We start from the raw sequence: 21,540 nt of genomic DNA, 5'->3' as shown, positions 1-21,540 counted from the left end.
GGACGCGCCTAAACACTGCTTTCATTCGGATCCTCATAAGGGAGTTGGAACGATGTTCACTGGCTTGAGTGCTTTTCCCATCACCCCGCTAGCACAGGATGCGGTAGACGAGGCTTCGTTTATCCGCTTGGTACAGAGGCTCAGCGAGGCCAAGGTCGACTCCATCACGGCGCTCGGCTCCACCGGTTCCTACGCCTACCTCAGCAATGATGAGCGGAGCCGTGTTGCGCACCTGGCTGTCGAGAATGCCGGCGAAACACCGGTGTTTATCGGGATCGGGGCGCTGCGGACTTCACAAGTCCTGACGAACGCCGAAAACGCCGAGCGGGCGGGAGCGTCGGCGCTGCTGCTGGCGCCGATGACCTATCAGCCCCTCACTGAGGATGATGTGTTCGAACTCTTCCGGACGGTCACAGCGCACTCGTCACTGCCCGTCGTCGTCTATGACAATCCCGGCACCACACACTTCACCTTCGGCACCGAGCTTTACGGACGCATCGCGGAACTGCCCCGTATCGCTTCTATCAAAATCCCAGGGGTACCAGCGGACCCACAGCAGGCTACGGCACGAGTGGAAGAGATTCGGGCAATTGTGCCCAAACACGTGACCATCGGAGTTTCCGACGACGCCCACGCCGCCGCCGGCCTGGCTGCCGGCTGCGATGCCTGGTACTCGGTCATCGGGGGCACCTTGCCCGCCCTGGCGATGCGGATCACCCGGGCCGCCCTGGAAGGACGAATCCCGGATGCGTTGGCCGAGTCCGAACGGCTTGCACCGTTGTGGCAGTCATTTGCAGAATTTGGCGGGAGTATCCGGGTCGTTGCGGCAATAGCAGAACAGTTGGGGCTCGCTTCAAAATCGAGCCTGCCGCTTCCCCTCCAAGGATTGACCGAAAAGCAGCGTGCCGTTATTGGCAGGATTGTCGATGAGCTCGGGCTCAACCCGTAGCGCTGGCCTCGGCGTTCCACGCAGGAAGGACCGTCGGGCCGGGGCGCTGGCACGCTACGTCTTCGCCGCGACCCTGGTTCGTAGCGCAGACGGCGGCGCAGTAGTCGCTATCGTGCTGCTCGCGCACGCCTGCGGGATGCCGGGCTGGTTGGCCGGACTCCTGGGAGCATCAATCACCGCACCCCACCTGCTCGGCCCGTTCATCGCACGACACCTCGATACAGCCCGTGACGGGCGCAAGGTGATCGCACTCTCCGCTGTCCTCCACGGGGTCCTGCTCGGTGCTGCTGCGCTGCTCCTGCCGGTCACAGTGGCGATCTGGCCAGCCATGCTGCTCTTTGTCTCCGGCATCTTCGGGCCGATGCTTACCGGCGGGGTGAGCAGCCGTCTGCCCTCCATCGCCGGCCCTGAGCAGGGCAGCCAACGCAGAGCACAAAGCTGGACGTCGCAAGCTACGGGCTGAGCGGCACCCTCGGCCCCGCAGCAGTCGCGTGGATCGCGGCAGCATCCGACGCACTTACAGCGACCCTGGTTCTGGCCGGAGCCGCCGTGGTTGGGGCGGGAGCCGTCCTCGCACTCCCCAAGCAAGAGCCACCCGACAAGGCAGTAGACGTACCATCCCCCGGGCGAACACTGAGCCTGATATGGGAACGTGGTCCGCTTCGCCGCACACTCGGGCTCACCGTGACCGTCGCATTCTCCGTCGCCGCGTTACCGATCTACGCCGTTGCAACAGCTCCTGCGTTCGGCGGGGCCTCAGCCGCCGGCACACTGGTTGCGGCTTACGGGATAGGGAATCTTCTCGGATCAGCAGGGCTCATGCTTCGGCCGCTTCGCCGCGACGCAGACCCTCTCATGAGCTCCCTCGCTGCACTCGTCGCGGCAACGCTGACACTGGTGATGCTTACTCCGACACTCCCCACATCCCTCATTGCCTTCTGCCTGGCAGGGGTCGCTAACTCGATGTTCTTCGCGGCAACACTCGCCGCGCGAAGCGAATACGCACCCGTTGAGGCTCGCGGCCAGGTCTTCATCTGGGTAGGCGCACTCAAGATCGCTGCAGGATCAGCCGGGACAGCCGTCGCGGGTGCAACCATCGCACAAACGGTTTGGGTGCCGCTTCTGCTGGCTGCAGCACTCACAGCAGCTGCTGCGACCGCCAGCATCATCGAGCGATCCCGTCCACGCTGGTCCAAGCACTAGCCCGCCTGATTTCAACAACACCCTCGACCCGACATCCCTTCACGTCGGGGCTTGCACCTAGGGGCGCTGCCCATCCCTCCTTCCAGACAGGGCCAGCCGGTCATTTTCCAGGCCGGCGGAGGCGCCAACGGGTTGGAGGTCACAAGCCCCTGAACAGGGAAAACACGTGCCCGAGGTGGGACTCGAACCGGGTTCCCGCCCTTGCAAACACTGGACTCCCGCCAAAACATACGGAATCCGGCCCAGTCCAGCACCGGTACGGCCCAGTCCGAGACCTAAAGTGTGGACACTGTCCACACCCCCACTTCGCCCACCAAAGACCTCCCCCAAACTGCCGCACCCCGCATCGACAGGGCGCGGCGCTTCTTCGCCCTGAAACTTGATCCTGCTGGAGAAGCCCAACCGCGGCTGCAACCGGGTCATGCCCGCGCCCGTTTCCGAGTCTTGGGCATACAGCACGGCATGCTCAGCCTCTCGACTCTCCATCACCACGTCACCTCCCTTCAAGCCATTCACGATCCCATCGGCGCACCGCTACATGACCAGGCAGCGCCCCTTCAGACGCTGACCGCGGACTAACAGAGCCACACGAAGACAACGGAATCCCGGCGGCGCCACCAGCCGCCGCCACGGCACGGTGCCAACGATCAAGGCCTCTCCCCGAACGCAGCACGAACTGCCCCACGACGGCATAACGTTGTCGTGTCCCGTTAGGGAACCCCTTGCGGGACAGTCGGCGCCCAATGGAACGCGATTCGTGGCTTCGTACGCAGTCCGCAACCTCGGATCAGCCAGACAAGCGTGCCAAGAGCTTCAAGGCTGCTAGTCCGAAAATGAGGTGATGTTGCTGGTGTCGGCGCGTGCGGGGGTGCCCGGGGGCGAGGACGGCCGGGCGGATGGGTCATGAAAATTGATGTCAGGCTGCTGTGGTGAGGGTGACGGTGTAGCCGAGGGCTTCGAGTTGGCGGACGTGGTTGCGTTTGATGGTGTCGGGGTTGGTGCGGCGGCTGAAGTGATCGGCGCCGAGGTCACGGAACCGGGCCTCCGGATCCTGCAGCAGGTGCCAGACGATGACAAGAATGGAACGTCCGACGGCGACAATGGCCCGCTTCTTGCCCCGGCGGCGGGCGAGCCTTCGATAGCGTTCGCCCAGGAAGGTATCCGTCCTGCCAGCCACGACGGCGGCCTCGCCCAGGACCCGGGCGAGATAGCGGTTGCCGTGGCCGGTCGAGCCGTTGCCCTTGCTCTTCCCGGCCGAGGAGTTGATGCCCGGGGAGAACTTCGCCCAGGAACACAGGTGACCCTCGGTCGGGAACCGGGACATGTCGACCCCGATTTCGGCCAGCACAATGGCGGCGGCAACGGGGCCGATGCCCGGGATCTCATCCAGGCGTTCCGCCGCCTCCGCGAAAGGGGCCAGTTCCGCCTCGATCTGTTCATCGACCGCGGCGATATCGGCGTCTATCCCGTCGATCCGGGCAAGCATCCGTGCCAGCAGGAAGGCATGGTGGTCATCAAAGAGGCCCGTGAAGGCCTCCTCAAGTTCGGTGATCTTCGTCCGCATCCTCGACCGAGCCAGCTGCGCGAGCACCGGGTTCCGTTCGCCGGCGATGAGCGCCGCCATCATGGCCCGCCCGGACACCCCGAAAATATCCGAGGCCACAACGGAGAGCTTGATGCAGGCGTCCTCGAGGAGTTTTTCAACCCGGTTCTTCTCCGCCGTCCGTGCTCCGATGAGATCGATCCGGTACCGGGTCAGGTCCCGGAGCCGACGGATCGGGGCAGGCGGGACGAAGCTGGGCCGGAGCATCTGCCGTTCGGCGACCTTGCACAGCCACACGGAATCGAGCACGTCGGTTTTGGGACGTCCCGGCAGATGCCTGACGTCACGTGCGTTGACCAGCCACGGTTCGAGCCCGTGGGCCTCGAGGAGATAGAACACGGGCTTCCAGTAATCGGAGGTCGCCTCCATCACCACCCGCTCGATACGCAAGTCCACCGGATGGTTGGCCAGCTCCGTCAAGGATCGGGTCATCGTTGAATGCGTGGACACCTCCTGCAACCGCTTTTTCGGGTTCCCGTCCGCGGGGACCCGGACACAACACACGAGTTCGGCTTTGCCGATATCCAGGGCAGCGACCCTGGCAATAATCTGTTCCTCATCCTGGGATTCGGCCAGCATGGCCCCCGTCATCTCCTCACCAAACACATCCGCTGATTGGAAAGCGGCCGCCCGCGGGGATCACCGGGAAAAATCGGAATCTAGTCCTCGTCCTGAACAACAGAAACAGTGAAGGGCCCACAGCGTGATCCCCAGCGCCCGGCTAGTCGACGGCCTGAAAGAACCATAGAACCACGGCGTCGACAGGCGACCACAAGCACATTTTCAGCCCGGAACGGGCGTCCCGCAAGGGACACATTGGCTAGTTGAGGGTATTCATCTCGTGTCATTTCGTCGGTAATCATCTAGCCAATAGCTTGCAGCTCTCTGCCCCGTAAGGCTGATGAACTGAGGATTCTAATGGGAAAACCGCTTGTAAGCCTCTTGGAGAACCGGTCGATCTGGCAGTTCCAGCGTCAGGAAGGCCAACACATCCTCCCCCAACTCGATGACATACTCGCCGCAGAGTTGAATGACGAAGGGGATGGTCCACGGGGCGTTTGAGGCGGAGGCGAAGATCAGGGAAAGTGCTCTTTGGCGAACCCGCCCATCGTGGTGCCGTGACATCCAGCAGGCCACAATAGTCGATCCTTTTGCATTCTGTTCACGTTGCCGGGAAGGTGATCTCGCTCCAGAGGTTGCCCGGTCCGACGCGAACTTGGTCATCGGCCACTGGTTCGTCGGACCTGACGAGGTGCGCATTCACAGCGGTGAAAGCAGTCAGCAGATCCTCATTGGGGATGTCTCCCCACTGTTCGATGCCGGACCGCTCCCCCGGTCGGGGGGAATACAAGTACGATCTGAATCTCCGGACATGGGTGTTCCCGTGGTCTTGATCACAGGTCCCGCTGGCGCTGTTGCGGCGGTGGTGCTTCCATACGGTCTGCCACGACCCGAAATGTGACGGGAGATCCCGCCATGGAATACCCGCCCGGTAGCGGTAGATGATGCCCTCGGTCATCCATTGGGCATCGGACAACAAGGCATAACGAGAACTCACCCCTCAATGGTGCCAAAAAGCCAACCCAAGCATTAGGAGACACCTCTAGTAGGCCTTCACCCGCTGTTCGACGACGAGGTGGACCAGCGCGAACACGCCGTCCTGGTCGATGGCTGCCAGCGCGGCCTCGAGGGCGGCGGGCACGTCCTTGTCCTCGGTGACCGTGATGCCGAAACCGCCGAAGGCCCGGGCCATCATGCCGAAGTCGGGGTTCTTCAGCTGCGTCCCCGATACCCGGGACGGGTAGTGGCGTTCCTGATGGGTCCGGATGGTGCCGTATTCCTGGTTGTCCATCACGATGATGAGCGGCGTGGCCCCGTACTGGGCGGCCGTGGCGAGCTCCTGGCCGTTCATGAGGAATTCCCCGTCGCCGGCGATGGTGACCACCCTGCGGTTCGGGCTGGCCAGCGAGGCGGCGATGGCCGAAGGCACCGAATACCCCATGGAGCCGTTCCGGGCGCTGATCATCGAGGCGTAGCGCCGCGTGGGGAAGTACCGGTGGGCCCAGTTGGTGTGCTCGCCCGCCCCGAACGTCACCATGGCGTCCTCCGGCAGCAGCGGGACGAGGTTCGCCATCAGGGTGTTCATCTTCGCGGGCCCGTCGCCGGGGGCCGACGGCGGCAGCCTGGCGAAGGACTGCTGCTCGGCGCGCATCCGGGCTGTCCACGCTTTCCACTCTTCCTTGACCGGGGCGGCGATGTTCACCAGATCCCGGACGAAGGCCTCGGGCTTGGCCAGGATCTGGCGGGAGACGGGGCCGGAGCGGCCGCGCAGCGAGGGATCGATGGTGACCAGGAAGTTCTTCTTGTTCCAGTCCTGCCTGCAGACGAAGCCGTCCGTGATCACATCTCCCGGGACCGTCCCGACGAAGACAAGCAGGTCGGTTTCCTCCAGGAGGTCGAAGGTGGGGCGGGGCCGGCCGTAGCCGATCGGTCCCACATAGCAGGGGGAGTCGAAGGAGACGGTTCCCTGCGTACGCCATTCCGCCGCGGCCGGGATGTGGTGATTTTCCAGCCATTCCGTGAGCTCCCGGGCCGCGTCTTGGCTCCAGTCGTTCCCGCCGGTGACAAAGAGCGGCTTCTTGGATTGGGCCAGGGCTTCGGCGAGGGCGCCGGCATCCGTGCTGCTCATGCCGCCCGAGGCCACCGGAATGGCCGGATGCAGGGCCGGATCAATCCGGGCGCGGATGATGTCCTCCGGAAGGCCCACCACCACGGGGCCGGGGCGGCCGCTCATGGCCGCGAACATTGCCTCGGCGACGATTTCGGAGGCCCGCTCGGGGTGGTCCAGGACCATCACGCGCTTGGCGCCCGTGTCGAACCACGCCTTGATATCGAACTCCTGGAACGCCTCGCGGTCCCGGTGCGCGAACGGAATCAGGCCGACAAAGAGCAGCATCGGGGTGGAGTCCTGCCATGCGGTGTGCAGGCCGACGTGGGCGTTCGCCGCCCCGGGGCCGCGGGTAACCATGGCGACGCCGGGACGCTGGTTCATCTTGCCATCGGCCTCGGCCATGTAGGCGGCGCCGCCCTCATGCCTGCAGACCACGGTCTCGATGCCGGAGCCGTGCAGCCCGTCGAGGACGTCCAGGAAACTTTCCCCCGGGACAACAAAGGTGCGTTCAACCCCGTGCGCTATGAGCGAATCAACAACCACGTGACCGGCGGATTTCAGGGCCCCGCTGCCGTTGACGGTGTCCGGGATAGCCGCCAGGACCGTCTGTAGGGATTTGATGGTGTCGCCTTCGACTGGGTGCGTGTCGGTTGCGGTCATGGTAGATGCAGACTCCGTTTTCATCACTGTTTGTCTTCTTGGGTTGGGTTGGCGGGCATGGCATTTCCACTGAATTCAGCGGAACGGTTCGGGGTGCCTAGTCTGTTTCCGGTCCGGTGCAGAAGAAGCAACCGTCTTCGCAACTGTCGTTCGGCGCTGGCGGGTTGCCTTTGGGCGCGGCCGGCGGGCGGCGTTCCTGCAGGGCGCGGGGGCGGCCGGGACTTAGCAGGTTTCGTGGCTTCATGAGGGCTTCCAGGTTGTAGTTCGGGTTGTGTGACCGGTCGGCATCAGGATGTTCGATTAGTGGATTGGGGTCCGGTTGGCCAGCACAGGCGCGGCGCCCGTGAAGCCGTCGCGGGTTTCAGCGATGTCGTGGATCCGTTTCCGGCAGGCGTACCAGCCGCCTACCATCAGCGCGCAGGCCACCAGGGTCACCAGCAGCGTGAGCGGGGAATCGATGAAGACCATGACGAGAACGCCGAGCAGGAAAACCAGGGAGAGGTATCCGGTGTAGGGTGCGCCGAACATCCGGAACGAGGGGCGTTCGAGCCAGCCCTTCTCTGCCCACCGTTGGAGCTGGATCTGGCAGAGCACAATGGTGGCCCAGGTGACGACGATGCCTACGGAGGCGACGTTCAGGACGATCTCGAACGCCTGGCCGGGGACCAAATAGTTCAGCGGGACCCCGAGGAGGGAGACGCCGGCGGTGATGGCGATGCCGCCGTAGGGGACGCCGGATTTGTTCATCCGCTGGGCGAACTTCGGGGCCGATCCCGCCACTGACATGGAGCGCAGGATGCGGCCGGTGGAGTACAGACCAGCGTTCAGCGAGGACAGCGCGGCCGTGAGGACCACGAGGTTCATGATGACGTCCACGCCCTGGATGCCGATGGATCCGAAGAACGTCACAAACGGGCTGACTCCTTTTTCATACGAGGTGTAAGGCAGCAGCAGCGCGAGCAGGATGACGGAGCCGACGTAGAAGACTGCGATGCGGAAGACCACGGAGTTGATGGCCTTGGGCATGATCCTTTCGGGGTTTTCGGTTTCGCCGGCGGCGGTGCCGATCAGTTCGATCGAGGCGTAGGCGAACAGCACGCCCTGCATGAGGATGATCATGGGCAGCAGGCCATTGGGGAAGATGCCGCCGTTGTCGGTGAGGAGGCTGAAGCCGACTTCCTGGCCTCCCACGGGGGTGCCAAACATGACGAAGTAGGTGCCGACCAGCAAGAACGCGACGAGGGCTGCGACCTTGATCAGGGCGAACCAGAACTCAAGTTCACCGAAGACCTTGACGGAGGCGAGGTTCAGGCAGAGGACCACGATGAGGGCGATCAGTGCCCACGCCCACTGCGGTACGGCCCCCATCCAGGGGACGTACTTGCCGAAGAAGTTCATGTACAGGGCCGCGGCGGTGATGTCCACGATGGTGGTGGTGGCCCAGTTGATCCAGTAGAACCAGCCGGAGATGAACGCGGCCTTCTCTCCGTAGAATTCGCGGGCGTAGGACACGAACGATCCTGACGAGGGCCGGTGCAGGACCAGTTCCCCCAGGGCGCGCAGGATCAAGAACGCGAAGAAACCGCAGACGGCGTAGGCGATGACGAGCGACGGCCCGGCCGCGTTGAGCCGGCCGCCGGCGCCCAGGAACAGACCGGTTCCGATGGCCCCGCCGATCGCGATCATCTGGATCTGCCGGGGTTTCAGGCTCTTGTGATAGCCCGCGTCCTCCGCGTGGATCAGGGCATCCGAAGCATGGGAGTGGCCACCATCGGCCTGGTACAAGCCAACCTCGTCATTGGAGTTGTTGGACATGGATGATCCTTTCGACCTGTCAGAGATCTAAATGGGTTATGTGGGGAGGTTATGGGGGGAGAGGTGGGGGACAGCCAGTCGTCAGATCAGAAGACCGACCACCCGGTGCGGTCAGACAGATCAGCGAGAGCCGCCGTGCCTGCCAGGGAATTTCCTTTGGAATCCAGCCGCGGGCTCCAGACGCAGATGGCGCACTCGCCGGGGACGATGGCCAGGATGCCGCCGCCCACACCGCTTTTCCCCGGAAGTCCGACGCGGTAGGCAAACTCGCCGGCTGCGTCATACATGCCGCAGGTCAGCATGATCGAGCCGATGCGCTTGGCCTCGCTCCTGGAGATCACGGCGCCTTGCGCTCCGCGGCCATCCCGTGCAAGAAAAAGGGCCGCCTTGGCCACCTCCACGCAGCTCATCATGATGGAGCACTGCCTGACGTAGTTCTCCACCACGGCCTGTGCGGGCCGCCGCAGGTTGCCGAATTCCTTCAGGAAGTGGGCGAGGGCCAGGTTACGGCTGCTGCTGGAGAGTTCACTCGTTGCAGCCATCTCGTCGATGAAAGGACCCGGTTGGCCCACCTGGCCGGCGAGGAAGCGCAGTACCTGAGCGGCGGCGTCGGGAGAACTTTCCATTAGGTGGTCGGTGACCACCAGGGCGCCCGAGTTGATGAAGGGGTTCCGTGGGATCCCGTGCTCGACTTCAAGCTGGACCAGGGAGTTGAATGAGGTCCCTGACGGCTCGCGCAGGACCCTGGACCACAACGAGCCGGAGTCATCGGCGCTGAGGGCCATCGCCAGGGTGAAGACCTTGGAGATGCTCTGGATAGAGAACGGACGGTCCGCGTCGCCGGAACTGAATACTTCCCCGGACGTCGTGGCAACCGCGATGCCGAAGCGGTCGAACGGCAGGGACCGTAGGTGCGGAATATTTGCCGGAGCTGAGCCCACTTCCGTCCGGGGCCGGTGGCTGCGGACAATGTCATCCAGTACCAGGCCAAGCGGCGGGGAATCGAGTGCTGTCATCATTTTCTGCCCAGGTGCTCCTTCTGCGTGCCGGCCCACTCATGAACATGAAGCAGGGCGACCAGCGAATCGCGGGGATTGCTGAAGTTCAGACCGGTGTTCCGGCTGACCTTTCCGATCCGGTAGTAGACGGTGTTCTTGTGCAGTTTCATCTGCTTCGCGCATTCGGCTACGTCCAGAGACGCGTCGAAGAATGCACGCAGGGTTTCGGCCAGTTCCGCGTCTTCCCGGAGGAGGGCCCAGAGGCTGCGGTGCCGGAAGGTCGCCGTCGTGAAATTCTTGACGGCGTCGTGGAAGAGGATCTCTGTCTCGAAATCGTCCACCGTGGCCACCGGGGCGTCGCCGGACCGGCGCATACACCCCAGCAGGGCTTCGGATATTCCGGTTACGGAATGGATCGAGAGCAGGTCGGGGACGACGGGTCCGACGGCGGCGAAGGGGCTGATGCCGAGGTGCTTGGCGGCGTCCTTGACGATTGCCTCGGCCAGGCTCCGTAGCCCGGCCTCGGCATTGGCGGACTGGAGCCCGGGAATGATTACTGCGGTGTCGCCGTGAAACTGTCCCACGATGGCAGACGGTTTGTAGGCGGCCGCGTGGATCGAGGCGAGGTTGGCCAGCTCCCCATGCTTGAGCGCGGCGTCGTCTGCCTGGGCTTCGGTGGCTGACAGCCCAATCAGGATCAGGGCCGAGGGACGGTCCGCGGGGATCTTCTCGCTGTGCGCGCTCGCCGCAGCTTCCGCCGGACCGGAAAGAAGGCGCGCTATCCGGTCCTCGCGCATTTGCACGGACTGCTGGTTGCGGTAGCGGATCAGCTCGGCGGAGGCCCGCGCGGCGGATCCTGTGAGCACGTAGTCGACGTCGTCGCCGAAGCCGGCGCCGGTTTCCTGGAGCCAGATGTAGCCCATGATGCGGTTGCCGGCGAACAAGGTGATGGCGACGCGCTCCCGCAGACCATCCTGGGGCCGGGCGGGAACCCGGACCGGCAGGCGGGTCCGGTGCAGCTCGCGGTAGGCGCCAAGGTCCTTTAGGAGGAGTTCGTATTTGCGTGGACCGCGCCGGGCCAGAATCGAGGCCTTGCGTAGCTCGTCAATGGCGTTTGAGACCGTGGAGTAAGCCAGGACCTTGTTGGCGGCGTCCTCGATCAGCACGTGGCTGGAGGTCAGGCGGGCCGTGGTCTGCGCGATGGCGAAGAGGTCTTCTTCGAGGAGGGTCAGCACTTCGCGCTGGTAGCTGGGCGGCTGGATCCGGTCCTTGGCGATGGACAGCAGGCGGTCCCAATCCGCGGCCGGGTCCACCAGCAGCAGGCCGGTTCCGGCGGCGCGCAGCAGCTCTTGGGCTTCCGCCAGTTCCTCCGGGCTGCCCTTGACGGCCAGGACCAGGGGCGGGTTCTTCAAGAGGCGCCGCACTGCCGGCAAGGCGGAGCGTCCGCGAACGCCGATCAGCAGGACAAAAGCAGCCGCACTGTCGGAGGTCTCGTCGTCGGCGTCGACGATCAGGAACCGTTCGATCGCCGCGTCTGTGCGGGAGGGCCGGAGCGCAAGGCTGGCGAAACCCAGGGGGAGATCTGCGAGGATGTCGTCCACTGTAGCTGCGGGCATGGGCTTCCTTCTGACATTGACACCCGCCCGGACGGCTCTGTCCGGACACTTCATGCTAGCGAGCGGGGATCCCCAAGAGTATGGGAAAGAGGCTAAATTGCGCGGCCCGTCTTAGGTCCGCGGACCAAAGCGTGCGCCGACGCAACACCACTGACTGCGTTCGGTGACGTGACGACTTTCCGACCGGTCCGAGCGCCGCGCGATGATGTCGGTGAGGCGCTATTGGCATTTAGTCTGGTGCCGCCAGCCTTGTCTCCAGTCAAGGCATCGGCCTAGTAGGGCGTGTCTCCCAAATAGGCTGACCACTGGCTGGAGGACTTGGGTGTGTTTCTCGTTTCCAGGTCTTTACCGATGATCAGTGGGCCGCGTTGAGCCGTTGTCCCCAGTTCCGACGGCCAGCGCGGGCGCCCGTTCCGTCGGATACCAGGGGCCGGATGCGGCGGTGACTGGAAAAATGATGGCGGCGGCGGTGGGAAGGCCATGGAAGCAAAGCCCACAAGTTCCTGGAAATCGCCCTCGAGGCCGGCGCGCCTACTCACTAGCCAGGCTCAGCGAGCTCATGATTTGCTCCGGATCAGTTGCCATGTCATGCAGTTCCCCCCGCATTCCCGCATGAACTGGTATCAGAGCTGAAAACCCGGACCGGCCGCAACCCCAGGTCGATCTAAAGAATAATCAGCAAGTCATGTTGCACGCGGCCCTGGCCACCATGAAGTAGTGAACGCGAAAACCCAAGGGAAGGACGAACGAGGATGAACACCCAGAAGAGGCCCCACGGGGAGGAGGTACCCGGTCCGCCGTAGGCAGCCGCTCCCCCACACAACCGAATAGGCCGTTTCCAGGACCCCACACACCCGGAACATCAGATCAGACGCGAGAGTGTGCACAATGTGCACACGAAAAAACACCAAAAAGGCTCCTGACCTGCAGAAACACTGTGCCCGAGGTGGGACTCGAACCGGGTTTCAGCACTTGAATTTCCGCCACTCCCCCGCAAACATCTCCAATCCGGCCCAGTCCGGTACCAGTACGACCCGATCCGAAGCCTAGGGTGTGCACATGTGCACACCCTCATTTTTGCCCATTTTGTTGCCGGGCCCAGAAGTCTGGAGTGACAGTGCGGGCCAAGACAGTTTCACGCAATGCGTGATGTGGCTCCGCATCGGCCTGGTGATCTCCGAAGCGTCGGTGACGACTGCTATCGGACACCCACCCGAGGTGGCATTGCACAGTTAATGTCGGGACGCTGGGGAATGACGGTTCATTTTGCAGCTAAATATTCGGCCACGGCTGGGTGAGAGTTGCTCTTGTGAGGCCCGAATGACCGGCGAATTTACTGCCCTGAACCCCCGCGTCAATCTGGGCGCATTCCCGCGAGAACTTCATGGCCTGGCGCAAAGGGCTCCAATGCTTGAGGCTATCATCGGACACAATCCGATGTCCTCACCGTTGGCCGCGGCCGGGCATGACTGCCGTCGGCGGGACGCCGAACTCCTGCTTGAACGCACGGCTGAAGTGAGCCGTGTCGCTGAAGCCCCATCTGAAGGCGACATCGGTGACCGTCGTGGAGCCAGATGCGCCGGCCAGTTCGCGCCGGCAGCGCTCGAGCCGCTGCTGGCGCGTCCAGCGGGCGACGGACGTCCCCGACCCGGCGAAGAGCAGGTGCAGGGTGCGAACCGAGAATCCGTGGGCTTCGGCGACGGAACTTACCGACATCCGCCGGTCGTCGAGCCGCTCCAGGATGTACTGCTGGACGGTAGCGAGGAGGGCAGTGCGCTGCCCAGCCGCGATGCCCTTGGCAGGCGCGACCGCGGAGTCGAGGAGATCCAGGAGGCTGTTCACCGTCCGGTTAACGGCGTCGTCGCTGAGGTGGTCCATCTCGCGGGCGAGCCCGCGGATCAGGTCCGCGGCGATGGAAAGCGTGCCGGCGCCGGGCCGCGCGGTGAGGGGGCGGCTGCCCTCGAGCATCAGCGCCATGGACTGCGGGACGCGCTCCATCGGGACGAGCAAGGACAGCTGGCGGTGCTGCCCGCCGCTGTCGAACGTGCCTCCTCGTTCGCTGTCCCAGATGAACACATCACCCGGCTCGATGGTGAACCGGTCGTCTCCGTAGGTGCACTTCAGCCGGCCACTGAGCTGCAGTTGGATGCCCACGACGTCAGGTGTATCGGCCGAAGGGGCGTGTTGACCCACCAGCGCCGAGCAGCGCACGTCGGCGACCTTCACATTGCGGGTCGACCTGTAGCGGATACGGGCGGCGTAACTGTCCTCGACAGGCGTGGACAGGTCCCAGTTCATGTGAAGCGCGCTCATCTTCTCTGCCCACGCCCCGAATCGGACCTTCTCCGGTAAGAGATCCGTGGACCACGTCTGCACCTCTGTCATGGATCGCCTCCTTCAGCAACGTCATGAAACTTGTGGACTCTCAACCGCCCTCGGGTCCCACCTTAATCGGACGGTTTTTAAGCTTGCACAAACCGGCAAGCCCCGGTGCACGGGAAGTCATGCGTCCTGCCACACAGCCAACCTAGAGTGTGTCTCAGATCATACGCGGCCCGGGCCGCGCTAACGGCATCGAAGCCGAAGTCCCCACGTCCCTTGGGGGCCGCCCCGAGCACCTGTTTCAACCCCCCGCACCTGTTTCAAAGGAGAGACGATGGCCGAGGCCACTAAGCACATTGACGTCCTGATAATCGGCGCTGGCCTGTCCGGCATCGGCGCCGCTGCCCACCTCGTCCGAGAGTGCCCCGGTAAGCGGTACGCCGTCTTGGAGTCGCGCGGCGCCATTGGCGGGACCTGGGACCTGTTCCGTTACCCCGGCATCCGTTCCGATTCGGACATGTATACCTTCGGCTACTCCTTTAAGCCGTGGAAGGAGCCGAAGGCGATCTCCGACGGGGAGTCGATCAAGCGCTACGTCGAGGAGACCGCCGACGAGTACGGGATCACCAGTCACATCCGGTTCCACCACCGGGTCCTGTCAGCGGAGTGGTCCACGGACGACGCCCACTGGACGGTGACCGCAGAGCGGACCGACACCGGGGAGACCATCGGATTCACCGCCTCGTGGGTCATCGGTGCCACCGGGTATTACCGCTACGACGAGGGCTACCGGCCGGCGTTCAAGGGCGAGGAGCGGTTCCGCGGCCCGATCGTGCACCCCCAGCACTGGCCCGAGGATCTTGACTACACGGGCAAGCGCGTGGTTGTGATCGGCAGTGGTGCCACCGCTGTGACGCTGGTCCCGAACATGGTGGAGAAGGCCGCGCATGTGACCATGCTGCAACGTACCCCCACGTACATCGCATCTGTGCCGGCGGTCGACCCACTGGCCGATCTGCTGCGGCGCGTGTTGCCCGCATCCGGGGCCTATTCGGTCCTGCGGTGGAAGAACTGGCTGAACCGGCACTTGCAGTACACACTGAGTCGCAGCAAGCCCGACATGGTTCGCGCCAAGATCCGTCAGGACGCCATCAAGCTGCTCCCCGCGGGGTACGACGTCGATACGCACTTCAATCCGCCCTACAACCCTTGGGACCAGCGCATATGCGCGGTCCCTGACGGTGACCTGTTCACGGCACTGCGTGACGGCAAAGCTTCAATCGCCACCGGCGCCACCCGGTCCTTCACCGAGGACGGGATCGAACTTGAATCCGGCGAGCAGCTTCCCGCCGACATTATCGTGACTGCCACCGGGCTGAATCTGCAGTGGCTGGGCGGCATGACGTTGAGCGTCGACGGCGAGAAGGTCAACGTCGGCGAGCGGTTCGCCTATAAGGGCATGATGATCTCCGGTGTGCCCAACCTGAGCGTGGTCACGGGGTACACCAACAACTCCTGGACGCTGAAGGCCGACCTGATCAGCCGCTACGCATGCCACCTCCTGCAGCATCTGGACGAGAACGGGTATGCCAGCGCAACCCCGCTCACCCCCACCGATGAAACTCCCCATCCCTTCCTCGACCTCGACGCCGGCTACATCCGGCGGGGAGTGGACGGGATGGCCAAGCAGGGTTCGCGGGTGCCCTGGCGGCTGCACCAGAACTACATGAAGGACATCCGGCTCTTCAGCCGCCGCCAGCTTGAGGACGGGTCCATGAGCTTCCAGCGCAACGACGGCGCTCAGGTCCCGCCGCCCGCGCTGGCCGAGGGGCTGAGCGCTCCTCATACGCAGAGCGTCGCGGTGGGCGGCGGACAGGTCCGGTACCGCGACGAGGGGGACGGCACCCCGGTCGTGCTGGTACACGGAATCGGCCGCAGCCTCGAGGACTGGACCGAGCAGCACGAGTTGCTCGCCGGCCAGGGGTACCGCGTCGTAAGCGTCGACCTGGCTGGCTTCGGTGAATCCGCGCCTCTGCGCGAGCCGTACACGCTGCCGGCCCTGGCCCGCTTCCTTGAGGCGTTCCTGGACGCGGCGGGCATCACCGAGCCCGCGCACCTGGTGGGCAACTCCCTCGGCGGGGCCGTCGCGATGCAACTGTCGCTGCAGTCTCCCGAGCGGGTGCGCAGCCTCGTGCTCGCCGGCAGTGCCGGCTTCGGCCGCGAGGTCGCCCTGCCAGTCCGGCTGATGTCGGTCCGGCCACTGGGCGAGCTGCTCCTGGGCAAGCCCAGCCCGGCCTCGGCGCGACGGCTCGAGCTCAGCTTGTTCCACGACCCTGCGCTGGTCACAGACGAGAGGGTTCGCCGTGGATTCCTTCTGGCCTCGCGGCCGGACGCCACCCGTGTCTTCCTGGACACCGCCGCGGCACTCGGCACGTTCCGCGGTTCCCGCGAGGCCTGGCGCAAGGAGTTGATGGACGGAGTCGCAGCCCAGCACGTGCCGGCCCTGGTCGTGTGGGGTGAGAAGGACAAGATCTTCCCGTTCGCCCAGCTTGCCGCCGCCAGCAAGCACTTGCCACAGGCCCGCACGCACGCCTTCCGAGACACCGGGCACATGCCGCAGATCGAGCGGGCCGAGGAGTTCGCCAACCTGATCCTCGGCTTCTGGGCAGACGCGCCCCTCCGGCTCGCATCCGCCAGCGAAGGTGCCTCGTAATTCATCACAACCCGCTGACCACATGCGACAAAGACGTCCGTCCTCAAACCGAAAGTAGACACACGACATGCCCAGCCTTCAGAACTTAGGAATCGGGTCCTGGCCGCGCCGGCGTGCGATGCTGAGCCCCAATCGAGTAGCAGTGGAGTTCGAGGGCGCAACGCTGACATTCGCACAATTCGCTGCCCGGGTGGAGGCACTCTCTGCCTGGCTGGCCCGTCAGGGGGTCGGTCCGGGTGACCGGGTGGCCTACTGGGGTGCAAATCATGCGGCGCTGCTCGAGACCTTGTTCGCCACCACGCGGATCGGGGCGATCTGCGTGCTGGTCAACGCCCGCCTGGCTCCCGCAGAGGCGGAGTACATCCTGACGGACAGCGGTGCGCTGGTGCTGTTCTTCGGGCGGGAGCAGGCCGAAGCCACCAGGATGATCGCCGAGAGGATCCCCGCCGGCGTCCTGGTGGACATCGACGGCACCGGCACCGCAGGAGTCGCATACGGGCAGATGCCGGTTGATTCGTTGCCGGTACCGGAGGTCAGCTGTGGCCTGGAGGATCCCGCGGTGCTGATGTATACCTCCGGTACTACCGGTAAGCCCAAGGGCGCGGTGCTCACTCACGGCAACCTATTCTTCAATGACATCAACGTCCTCATCGATTCGGACATCCGTCCTGACGAGGTGTGCCTCGCCGCCGCCCCGCTGTTCCATATCGCCGGGCTCAACGGGCTGGTGCTGCCGACCTTCCTCAAGGGCGGCACGATCGTGGTGCACCGGGGGGTGGAGCCCGAAGCCATCTTCTCCGCGATCCAGGACCGGGCAGTGACGAGCGTGTTCGCGGTGCCGGCGATGCTCGACGCACTGGCCCACCATCACCTGTTCGGCACGACGGACCTGTCGTCGTTGCGGACCATTATCGTCGGCGGGGCCCCGGTGCCCGAGCGCATTCTCAGCGGCTGGGCCGAACGGGGCGTCGCCGTCCAGCAGGGTTACGGCCTGACCGAAACCGCCCCGGCGGTACTCAAGCTCGGCGCCGGGGACGGGGTCCGCAAGGCCGGCTCCGCCGGCAAGCCGCAGTTCCTCGTCGATGTGCGCCTCGTCGCCCCGGGCGGTGAGCCTGCGCGCCCAGGGCAGATCGGGGAGATCCAAACGGTGGGCCCCAATGTGATCCGCGAGTACTGGCAACGCCCCGAGGCCACCGCGGAGGCCTTTGCTGACGGGTGGTTCCGCACCGGGGATGCTGCCGTGCAGGACGAGGAGGGCTACTACTGGATCCGGGACCGGTACAAGGACATGTACGTCTCCGGTGGGGAGAACGTGTACCCGGCCGAGGTTGAGTCGGCCTTGCTGAACGTGCCCGGCGTCGCCGAGGCCGCCGTCGTCGGGGTGCCCGACGACCAGTGGGGCGAGGTCGGCAAGGCATTCATCGTGCTCGAAGACAGCGGTGAGCCCACGCGCGGCGAGGACATCCGCGCGGCGGTGGCTCCCGCCCTGTCCCGATTCAAGATCCCCAAGCACATCGAATTCATCGACCAGATGCCCCGCACCTCCACCGGCAAATTGCTCAAGACGGAGTTGCGCAACCGCCAAGGAGCTTTCGGATGAGCTTATCCACCACAACCAAGACGCAGACCCAGATCCACGACCTCTTGCTCTTCGAGACGCTGCTGGATCCCCAGGAACAGGCGGTGCTCGACAAGGTGCGTTCCTTCCTGGCCGGCCTCGACGACGCCGGGCTGAACCGTGCGTGGGAGAAAGCTGAGTTCCCGTTCGAACTCGTGCGGTCACTGGCCGAACAGGGTCTGCTGGGCCAACACCTGCACACCGGTCAGGAGCCAAGCCACTTGCTTCGCGGGTTGCTCACCGCAGAACTCGCCCGCAAGGACGCCTCGCTGGCCACCTTCGTCGGTGTCAGCGGCTCGCTGTTCGGACTGTCGGTGCGCCGTTTCGGTTCGCCCTCCCAGCAGGCTGAAATCCTGCCAGCGGTGGCCATGGGCCAGCTGGTCGGTGCCTTCGCGCTGACCGAGCCGGACTCGGGCTCCGATATCGCCGGGGGTCTAACCACCACGGCCCGCAGGGAGGGTGCGGATTGGGTGATTAATGGCGCCAAGCGGTGGATCGGCAACGCCACCTGGGGCCACAGAGCCATCGTATGGGCCAAGGAGGACGGCGGGGACGGCCGCTTCCTGGGTTTCATCATCCCCACCGATGCCCCGGGATGGTTCGCTGAGAAGATCGAGGGAAAGTACAGCCTGCGCACGGTGCAGAACGCCCACATCACCCTTACCGACGTCCGCGTCCCGGACACGGCCCGGTTGCCGGGGGTCAGCTCATTTCGAGAGATTTCCGAGGTGCTGAAGTCCACGCGGCTGGAGGTCGGGTGGACTGCGCTCGGCAATGCGATCGGGGCCTTCGATGCCGCCCTGGCGCACTCGACGGAACGCCGCCAGTTCGGTCGTCCCCTGGCGCGGTTCCAGCTTGTGCAGGATTTGCTGGTCCGCTCCGAAATGAACATCACTTCATCCATGGGGGCGCTGGTCCAGGCCTCCCGGCTGGCTGACCGCGGCGAGCTGAAGGAAGATCATGCCTCACTGGCCAAGCTGCTGGCCGCCTCCCAGGCCCGGCAGACCGTCGCGCTGTGCCGGGAGGTTTTTGGTGGCAACGGCATCGTGCTGGAGAACAAGGTGATGAAGCACTTCATGGACGCCGAGGCGATCTACACCTTTGAAGGCACCCACCAGATCAACACACTGATCGTCGGCCGGGCCCTCACCGGAATCTCCGCCTTCGTCTAACGTCCCCCGCTGCAAGCCTTTCAGGAGATCCACCGTGCGCAAAACAGTCCTAGTGTCCTATGCCCGTACCCCGATCGGTAGGGCCTATAAGGGGGCCTTCAACGACACCCCCGCTCAGACCCTTGCCGGCCACGCCATTGAGCACGCGGTCCAGCGTGCCGGGCTTGGCCCCGAGGAAATCGACGACGTCATCCTCGGCGCAGCCCTGCAGCAGGGCAGCCAGGGAATGAACCTGGCCCGGCAGGCCGCCCTGCGCGCCGGGCTACCAATCACGGTGCCCGGGATGACGGTAGACCGCCAGTGCGCCTCCGGGCTCATGGCCATCGCCCTCGGAGCCCGCATGATCGAAGCCGGCGACGCCGATATCGTCGTTGCCGGCGGAGCCGAGGCCGTGTCCCTGGTGCAGGACCAGCACTTCAATGCCCACCGCGCCCAGGACCCATGGTTGAGCGCCAATGTTCCCGGCCTGTACTCCAGCATGCTCGACACCGCGGAACTCGTTGCCCGCCGCTACAGCATCTCCCGCGAGGCCCAGGACCAATACGCCGCCGAGTCCCAGCAGCGAACCGCCGCAGCCCAACGACGCGGAGCCTTCGACGCCGAAATCGTCCCCCTGTCCCCGCAGCAGGACAGGAACGCCACCGACGCGGTCCGGCCCTTAACCCAGGACGAGGGCAACCGGCCCACCACCACCGCCGAAACCCTGGCCCAGCTCCGCCCGGTCCTGGACCGGGACGCGCAGCACCCGGGCCGGTTCAGTGTCACCGCAGGCAACGCCTCCCAGCTCTCCGACGGGGCAGCCGCCGTCGTCCTCATGGACGCAACCGAGGCTTCCCGCCGTGGCCTCGAACCGCTGGGCATCTTCCACGGCGTCGCCGTCACCGGCTGCGCACCCGAGGAGATGGGCATCGGCCCGGTCACCGCCGTTCCGAAACTGCTTTCCCGGCACGGGCTGGCCATCGACGACATTGACCTCTGGGAGCTCAACGAGGCTTTCGCCTCCCAGACCCTCCACTGCCGCGACACCCTCGGCATCGACCCGGAACGGTTCAACGTCGACGGCGGAGCCATCTCCATCGGCCACCCCTACGGCATGAGCGGCGCCCGGATGGCCGGGCACGCGCTGCACGCCACCCGGGAACGCGGCGGCAAGTACGCCGTGGTGACTATGTGCATCGGCGGTGGCATGGGCGCCGCCGGGCTCTTCGAGGCGCTCTGACCTGCACGGCATACCCCCTAACAAGCCACCTAACCACAACCAAGGAGTCACCATGCAAAACCTCACCGTGCTCGGCACGGGTGTCCTCGGATCCCAGATCGCCTTCCAGGCCGCCTACAGCGGGAAAGACGTCGTCGCTTATGACCTCACCGACGAGATCCTCGGCAAACTTGCTGACCGCTGGGAGTACCTCAAGCCGCTCTACCTGCGTGACCTGCCCGACGCCACCCCCGAAAAGCTGGACGCCGCCGTCGGACGCATCCGGACCTCCAGCGACCTCGCCGACGCGCTCAAGGACGCCGACATCGTGATCGAGGCGGTCCCGGAAGTCCTGGAGATCAAACGCGCCACCTGGGCAAAGGCCGGCGCCGTCGCCCCGGAAAAGACCGTCTTCGCCACCAACTCGTCCACGCTGCTGCCCAGCGACATTGCGGAGGCCACCGGGCGGCCGGAGAAGTTCCTGGCCCTGCACTTCGCGAACGAGGTCTGGCGGCAGAACACCGGCGAGGTGATGGGCCATGCCGGCACCGACCCGCAGGCACTGGAGGCCGTGGCCACGTTCGCCGAGGAGATCGGCATGATCGCCGTCCGGCTGAAGAAGGAACAGCCCGGGTACATCCTGAATTCCCTGCTGGTTCCGTTTATGACCGCGGCCGCCAGGCTGTTTGTCCGCGACATCGCCGACGTGGCGACGATCGACCTGACCTGGCGCAAGGCGACCGGCTCACCCTTCGGCCCGTTCGAGATCTACGACATCATCGGCATGGAAACCCCGTACAACCTCAACTCCCGCAGTGACGATCCGGAGCTCAGGGAATTCGCAGAGATCCTCAAACGCGACTTCATCGATAAGGGACACCTGGGGCGTGCCACGGGCAAGGGATTCTACGACTACGAGTAACCCGGCTCGACGTCTCTAGCGAGAACCGTCGCCGCAGGTCGCCCGTCGTGCCCTGTTCTCCTCTGCGAACTGCGTTACAT

14 protein-coding genes and 1 pseudogene are annotated in these 21,540 nt (G+C 64.8%); 8 read left to right on the top strand and 7 right to left on the bottom strand.

The window, feature by feature from the left end; genetic code table 11:
- The first annotated feature begins 52 nt into the window (after positions 1-52).
- The 3 genes from AC50YM_RS09035 to AC50YM_RS09025 all read left to right on the top strand — a co-directional run bounded on the left by AC50YM_RS09035 (position 53) and on the right by AC50YM_RS09025 (position 2,152).
- Positions 53-949, top strand: a complete 897-nt coding sequence (locus tag AC50YM_RS09035) for a dihydrodipicolinate synthase family protein (RefSeq protein WP_494956610.1) — start codon at positions 53-55, stop codon at positions 947-949.
- Positions 927-1,412 carry a hypothetical protein gene (locus AC50YM_RS09030; RefSeq protein WP_494956609.1) on the top strand — a complete coding sequence of 162 codons (486 nt, stop codon included), beginning with the start codon at positions 927-929 and terminating at the stop codon, positions 1,410-1,412. Before AC50YM_RS09035 ends, AC50YM_RS09030 begins: the two co-directional genes overlap by 23 nt.
- Positions 1,413-1,804: 392 nt before the next feature.
- Positions 1,805-2,152 (top strand): hypothetical protein, encoded by a 348-nt coding sequence (locus tag AC50YM_RS09025; protein WP_494956608.1) that lies wholly within the window; start codon positions 1,805-1,807, stop codon positions 2,150-2,152.
- 916 nt (positions 2,153-3,068) lie between these two features.
- Here AC50YM_RS09025 and AC50YM_RS09020 read toward each other — a convergent pair.
- The 7 genes and pseudogenes from AC50YM_RS09020 to AC50YM_RS08990 form a co-directional block, all read right to left on the bottom strand.
- Positions 3,069-4,334, bottom strand: a complete 1,266-nt coding sequence (locus AC50YM_RS09020) for an IS110 family RNA-guided transposase (protein WP_494956607.1) — start codon at positions 4,332-4,334, stop codon at positions 3,069-3,071.
- Between the two features lie 814 nt (positions 4,335-5,148).
- Positions 5,149-5,289, bottom strand: a pseudogene (locus AC50YM_RS09015) (transposase); the annotation flags it as partial.
- A gap of 69 nt (positions 5,290-5,358) precedes the next feature.
- Positions 5,359-7,086, bottom strand: a complete 1,728-nt coding sequence (locus AC50YM_RS09010) for a thiamine pyrophosphate-dependent enzyme (protein ID WP_494956606.1) — start codon at positions 7,084-7,086, stop codon at positions 5,359-5,361.
- 300 nt (positions 7,087-7,386) lie between these two features.
- A complete protein-coding gene (locus tag AC50YM_RS09005) occupies positions 7,387-8,901 on the bottom strand; it encodes an amino acid permease (RefSeq protein ID WP_353917538.1) in 1,515 nt (504 codons plus the stop codon).
- An 86-nt stretch (positions 8,902-8,987) separates the two neighbouring features.
- A complete protein-coding gene (locus AC50YM_RS09000; RefSeq protein ID WP_353917537.1) occupies positions 8,988-9,920 on the bottom strand; it encodes a glutaminase in 933 nt (310 codons plus the stop codon).
- Positions 9,917-11,515: a PucR family transcriptional regulator gene (locus AC50YM_RS08995; RefSeq protein ID WP_353917536.1), complete on the bottom strand. Its 1,599-nt coding sequence runs from the start codon at positions 11,513-11,515 to the stop codon at positions 9,917-9,919. The genes AC50YM_RS09000 and AC50YM_RS08995 overlap by 4 nt, the downstream gene beginning before the upstream one ends.
- A gap of 1,443 nt (positions 11,516-12,958) precedes the next feature.
- Positions 12,959-13,900 (bottom strand): helix-turn-helix domain-containing protein, encoded by a 942-nt coding sequence (locus AC50YM_RS08990; protein ID WP_494956605.1) that lies wholly within the window; start codon positions 13,898-13,900, stop codon positions 12,959-12,961.
- A 271-nt stretch (positions 13,901-14,171) separates the two neighbouring features.
- On the opposite strand from AC50YM_RS08990, the gene AC50YM_RS08985 reads away from it, so the two are divergent.
- The 5 genes from AC50YM_RS08985 to AC50YM_RS08965 all read left to right on the top strand — a co-directional run bounded on the left by AC50YM_RS08985 (position 14,172) and on the right by AC50YM_RS08965 (position 21,460).
- Positions 14,172-16,550: an alpha/beta fold hydrolase gene (locus AC50YM_RS08985; RefSeq protein WP_494956604.1), complete on the top strand. Its 2,379-nt coding sequence runs from the start codon at positions 14,172-14,174 to the stop codon at positions 16,548-16,550.
- A gap of 67 nt (positions 16,551-16,617) precedes the next feature.
- Positions 16,618-18,150, top strand: coding sequence for an acyl-CoA synthetase (locus AC50YM_RS08980; RefSeq protein ID WP_494956603.1), 1,533 nt, complete (start codon positions 16,618-16,620; stop codon positions 18,148-18,150).
- Positions 18,147-19,340, top strand: coding sequence for an acyl-CoA dehydrogenase family protein (locus AC50YM_RS08975; RefSeq protein ID WP_494956602.1), 1,194 nt, complete (start codon positions 18,147-18,149; stop codon positions 19,338-19,340). Before AC50YM_RS08980 ends, AC50YM_RS08975 begins: the two co-directional genes overlap by 4 nt.
- Before the next feature lie 34 nt (positions 19,341-19,374).
- Positions 19,375-20,559 (top strand): thiolase family protein, encoded by a 1,185-nt coding sequence (locus AC50YM_RS08970; protein WP_494956601.1) that lies wholly within the window; start codon positions 19,375-19,377, stop codon positions 20,557-20,559.
- A 52-nt stretch (positions 20,560-20,611) separates the two neighbouring features.
- Positions 20,612-21,460: a 3-hydroxyacyl-CoA dehydrogenase gene (locus AC50YM_RS08965; protein WP_494956600.1), complete on the top strand. Its 849-nt coding sequence runs from the start codon at positions 20,612-20,614 to the stop codon at positions 21,458-21,460.
- Positions 21,461-21,540: the final 80 nt, after the last annotated feature.

The sequence above is a fragment of the Pseudarthrobacter sp. RHLT1-30-1 genome (assembly GCF_059383415.1).
Note: the sequence above shows the minus strand (reverse complement) of the source record. Positions and strands in the feature narration are given on the sequence as shown.

Coding starts and splice junctions, on each gene's coding strand:
- AC50YM_RS09030 (WP_494956609.1), top strand. CDS start 927: ATGAGCTCGGGCTCAACCCGTAGCGCTGGCCTCGGCGTTCCACGCAGG.
- AC50YM_RS08965 (WP_494956600.1), top strand. CDS start 20,612: ATGCAAAACCTCACCGTGCTCGGCACGGGTGTCCTCGGATCCCAGATC.
- AC50YM_RS09010 (WP_494956606.1), bottom strand. CDS start 7,086: ATGACCGCAACCGACACGCACCCAGTCGAAGGCGACACCATCAAATCC.
- AC50YM_RS09005 (WP_353917538.1), bottom strand. CDS start 8,901: ATGTCCAACAACTCCAATGACGAGGTTGGCTTGTACCAGGCCGATGGT.
- AC50YM_RS08990 (WP_494956605.1), bottom strand. CDS start 13,900: ATGACAGAGGTGCAGACGTGGTCCACGGATCTCTTACCGGAGAAGGTC.
- AC50YM_RS09025 (WP_494956608.1), top strand. CDS start 1,805: ATGAGCTCCCTCGCTGCACTCGTCGCGGCAACGCTGACACTGGTGATG.
- AC50YM_RS08985 (WP_494956604.1), top strand. CDS start 14,172: ATGGCCGAGGCCACTAAGCACATTGACGTCCTGATAATCGGCGCTGGC.
- AC50YM_RS09020 (WP_494956607.1), bottom strand. CDS start 4,334: ATGCTGGCCGAATCCCAGGATGAGGAACAGATTATTGCCAGGGTCGCT.
- AC50YM_RS08995 (WP_353917536.1), bottom strand. CDS start 11,515: ATGCCCGCAGCTACAGTGGACGACATCCTCGCAGATCTCCCCCTGGGT.
- AC50YM_RS09035 (WP_494956610.1), top strand. CDS start 53: ATGTTCACTGGCTTGAGTGCTTTTCCCATCACCCCGCTAGCACAGGAT.
- AC50YM_RS08980 (WP_494956603.1), top strand. CDS start 16,618: ATGCCCAGCCTTCAGAACTTAGGAATCGGGTCCTGGCCGCGCCGGCGT.
- AC50YM_RS08975 (WP_494956602.1), top strand. CDS start 18,147: ATGAGCTTATCCACCACAACCAAGACGCAGACCCAGATCCACGACCTC.
- AC50YM_RS09000 (WP_353917537.1), bottom strand. CDS start 9,920: ATGATGACAGCACTCGATTCCCCGCCGCTTGGCCTGGTACTGGATGAC.